Origin of the sequence: Ilumatobacter sp., assembly GCF_049588435.1 — a bacterium.
Taxonomy (GTDB): Bacteria; Actinomycetota; Acidimicrobiia; order Acidimicrobiales; family Ilumatobacteraceae; genus Ilumatobacter_A.
This window is the reverse complement of record NZ_JBAVYV010000268.1, coordinates 1-3,987: the sequence shown is the minus strand read 5'-3', so window position 1 is coordinate 3,987 and position 3,987 is coordinate 1. Positions and strand designations below refer to the sequence as shown.

Here is a 3,987-nt window from a genome sequence, read left to right as displayed (position 1 = left end):
CGTGGATCGGCGCGGACGGCTCCGACCTCGTCGGCCATCGCACGTTTGCCGACCTGCTGACCGGTGGCGGTCGCATCTACCACGAGACCCACTACGCGCCGATGCTCGCGATGCAGGGATCCGCGCGTGAGATCGCGTTCGATCTCGTCACGGCCGACGGGGGTCGTCTTCCGGTGTTGGTCAACGCGCGAACAGACCTGCAGGACGAGCATCGGGTGATCCATGTGGCCGTGTTCGACGCAACCGAACGCCGGATGTACGAGCGCGAACTGTTGGTGGCCAAGCAACGCGCGGAGCGCTCCGAGGAGCACGCCCAGGTCCTCGCACGGACGCTGCAGAACACCTTGCTCCCGAACCGCCTCCCGATCATTCCCGGTCTCGATGTTGCCGGCATCTACCTTCCTGCCGGCGCGGGACACGAGATCGGTGGCGACTTCTACGACGTGTTCCAGATCAGTCCCGACGATTGGGTGATCGCTCTCGGCGACGTCGAAGGCAAGGGCGTCGATGCAGCGGTCGTCACCACGCTCGTTCGACACACGATCCGCGCTGCGTCCGTCGAACACGAGCCCTCGGGCACTCTTCGTATCGTCAACGAGGTTCTGCTGCGCGACGAGACACGGCGCTTCTGCACCGCGATGGTGTTGCGCTGCCGACGAACCGACGGAGCGTGGCGGGTCACCGTGAGCTGCGGGGGACACCCGCTTCCCATCCGCTCCACGAATCGTGGAGTCGACATCGTGGGGCGCCCGGGAACATTGCTCGGGGTGCTCACCGACGTGGAGTTCCACGACACGCATGTCGAGCTCGACGAGTCCACTGCCCTCATCGCCTACACCGACGGTGTCAGCGAGGCGCGACGAGACGGTGTGATGTTCGGCGACGAGCGCATGCTCGAACTCGTTCGTGACAGCAGCGCACTGTCGGTCGACGTCGTTCTCGATCGCCTGGTCGACGCCGCGCTCGAGTTCGGCGGACGTCCGAATCAGGACGACATCGCCGCCATCGGCATCCGCGCACAGGTGGACTGAGCCGACGCGACGCGTTCGAGTCGCTGGGCGCGTCAGCCCTGCTGTGCGAGCGGGGCGTCGAGACGAGACGCGACGGCGGCACGCACCTGCGTGTCGAAGGAGATGACGTGCTCCTCGACGAGTTGGGCGACCAGGTCGGCGTCGCCCCGTTCGAAGGCGTCGTGGATCGAAGCGTGTTCGTCGACCGCCTCGCGCATGTCGGCGACGTCGGCAAGGTACATGTGCCAGAGTCGATCGGACTGGGCGTACAGCGCGTCGAGGGTGCTGGTCAGGAACCGGTTCCCCGCCGCCCGCCAGATGATCTCGTGGCACCGTCGGTCGAGTTCGATCAGCTCGACCGGTTGCCTTCCCGGGACCGACGTCTCGTCGAGCACCTCGGCCATTTCGGCCCAGTCGTCGGCCGTACCGCGTCGGGCTGCGAGTCGAGCCGTGTAGGGCTCCAGGATCGCTCGCGTCTCGTACAGCATCGACAGTTCCTCGACGTCGATTGCGCTCACGAACATCCCGCGCCGGGGGATGACCGTCACGAAGTGGTCGCGGGCGAGGCGCTGCAGAGCCTCGCGGATCGGGGTTCGGCTCATGTCGAGCGCCGCGCCGAGTTCGGTCTCGCTGACCACGTCGCCGGGGGCGAGTTCGAGGCGGATGATCATCCGTCGGATCTCGTCGTAGGCGCGTTCGGCGAGCGAGCGTGGGGGTGTGGCAGGGGTTGACACATCGCTCATACTCTGTTGATATATCACCATTGTCAAGCGTGTCATCTGGGGTCAGACCCCAGCTGACACATCTACGAGGAGCGCCATGAGCGACAACGAAGTTCCCAACACGGCCAAGGTCGTCGTCATCGGCGCCGGCATCGTCGGCAACTGTCTCGTGGGCCACCTGGCGCGCCTCGGGTGGACCGACATGGTCCTGCTCGACAAGGGGCCGCTCCCGAATCCGGGGGGCTCGACCGGACACGCCTCGAACTTCATCTTTCCCGTGGATCACAACAAGGAGATGGCGCTGCTCGGTGTGCAGAGCGCGAACCAGTACCGGGACGTCGAGCGCAGTGTCGACTCCGGTGGCATCGAGGTGGCGCGCACGCAGGAGCGGATGGACGAGTTCCAGCGCCGGATGACGTCCGCAAAGGCGTGGGGAGTCGAGGCCGAGCTGCTCACCCCGGAGGGTGTCAAGGCACTCGTTCCGTTCATCAACGAGGACGTGATCCTCGGTGGGTTCCACTGTCCGACCGTTTCGGTCGTCGACTCGCTCGACACCGGCACGCTCTTCCGCAACGAGGCGATCGAGAAGACCGGGCTCCAGGTCTTCGCGAACACCGAGGTGCTCGGCATCGAGACCGAGGACGAGCCGGCGACCGGGCTGCAGAAGGTGACGGCCGTCGTGACCGACAAGGGCCGCATCGAGGCCGAGTACGTCGTCGTCGCGTGTGGCGTGTGGTCGAACCGGATCGCGAACATGGCGGGCGCGACGATCCCGCTCGTCCCCGCGGTGCACCAGATGGCCGACGTCGGTCCGATGGACGTGCTCGCCGAGACCCAGAGCGAGATCAGCTACCCGATCGTGCGCGACATGGACACGTTCTGTTACGAGCGCCAGTCATCCGGCTCGATGGAGGTCGGCTCCTACGCCCACCGCCCGATCCTGCACCATCCCGACGACATTCCCTCGAATGAGGAGGCTGCGCTCAGCCCGACCGAGATGCCGTTCACGCCCGACGACTTCGACCAGCAGATGGAGGAAGCGATCGAGTTGATGGACATGCTCGGTGACGCCGAGATCAAGTACGCGATCAACGGCCTGCTCTCGCTCACTCCCGACGCGATGCCGTGCCTCGGTGAAACGGTCGAGGTCCGCAACCTGTGGTCGGCCGCGGCCGTCTGGGTCAAGGAGGGGCCGGGCATGGCCCAGGTCGTCGCCGAGTGGATGACGTACGGCTACCCGCGGGTGATCGACGCCCACGGCGCCGACATCGCCCGCTTCTACGTGCACGAGCGCAACGACGCGCACATCTGGTCGCGCGCCGAGGAGCATTTCAACAAGACATACGGCATCGTGCATCCCGCCGAGCAGTGGGAGAATCGACGCAACCTGCAGGTGTCGCCGCTGTTCGATCGACAGCGAGCGCTCGACGCGTTCTTCTTCCAGGCGCGGACGTGGGAGCGACCACAGTGGTACGGATCCAACGCCGACCTCGTCGAGCGATACGACGTCGAGGAGCGCGAGGTCGAGTGGGACAACCGCTGGTGGAGTCCGATCACCGTCGGTGAACACCTCAACATGCGGGAGAACTGTGGCCTCGTGGACCTGTCGGCGTTCCACAACTTCGAGATCTCCGGGCCCGGCGCGGTGGAGTTCGCGGACTACCTGTCGGTGAACAAGATCGGTCCGGTGGGGCGGGCGACCTACACGCCGTGGCTGACCCCCGACGGAGGCTTCCACTCCGACCTCACGATGCACCACGTGGAAGACGACGAAGTGATCGTCGTCACCGGCGTGTTCGACGGCGGGCGTGACCTCGCGTGGATGAAGAAGTACATGCCCAAGGACGGTTCGGTCACGGTGACCGACCGGACACTCGAGACGTCGACCCTCGGCCTGTGGGGCCCGAACGCGCCGGCTGTGTTGGCCAAGCTCACCGACGCAGATCTCTCGTTCGCGGGCTCGGCGTACGGCTCGCTGGTGAAGGTCGAACTCGACCTCGCCGGCGAATCGGTCGCTGCCATGCTGTTCCGGATCTCGTATGTCGGAGACACCGGCTGGGAGATCTACGTCGCCTGGGACGATGCCCCGAAGTTGTGGGACGCACTGTTGGCGGTGGGCGAGGAGCATGGCATCCGGCCGACCGGTGGTGGCGTGTACGGCACGTCGGGTCGCATCGAGAAGGGGTACCGATTGCAGGGAGCCGAACTCGAGAGCGAGTACAACCCGCTCGAGGCGGGCCTCGCCCGTCCGAAGG

General features: G+C 66.0%; 3 protein-coding genes. 2 read left to right on the top strand and 1 reads right to left on the bottom strand.

Annotated elements, in window-relative coordinates; translation table 11 throughout:
* Positions 1–1,031: PP2C family protein-serine/threonine phosphatase (locus tag WBV89_RS10495; protein ID WP_423981292.1), on the top strand; the 1,031-nt coding region annotated here is incomplete at its 5' end.
* Positions 1,032–1,063: 32 nt separating this feature from the next.
* Here the strand turns inward: WBV89_RS10495 and WBV89_RS10490 are convergent.
* Entirely contained in the window at positions 1,064–1,753 is a 690-nt protein-coding gene (locus tag WBV89_RS10490) for a GntR family transcriptional regulator (protein WP_423981291.1), read from the bottom strand.
* A 76-nt stretch (positions 1,754–1,829) separates the two neighbouring features.
* On the opposite strand from WBV89_RS10490, the gene WBV89_RS10485 reads away from it, so the two are divergent.
* Positions 1,830–3,987 (top strand): GcvT family protein (locus WBV89_RS10485; RefSeq protein WP_423981290.1); only part of this gene is annotated, 2,158 nt, incomplete at its 3' end.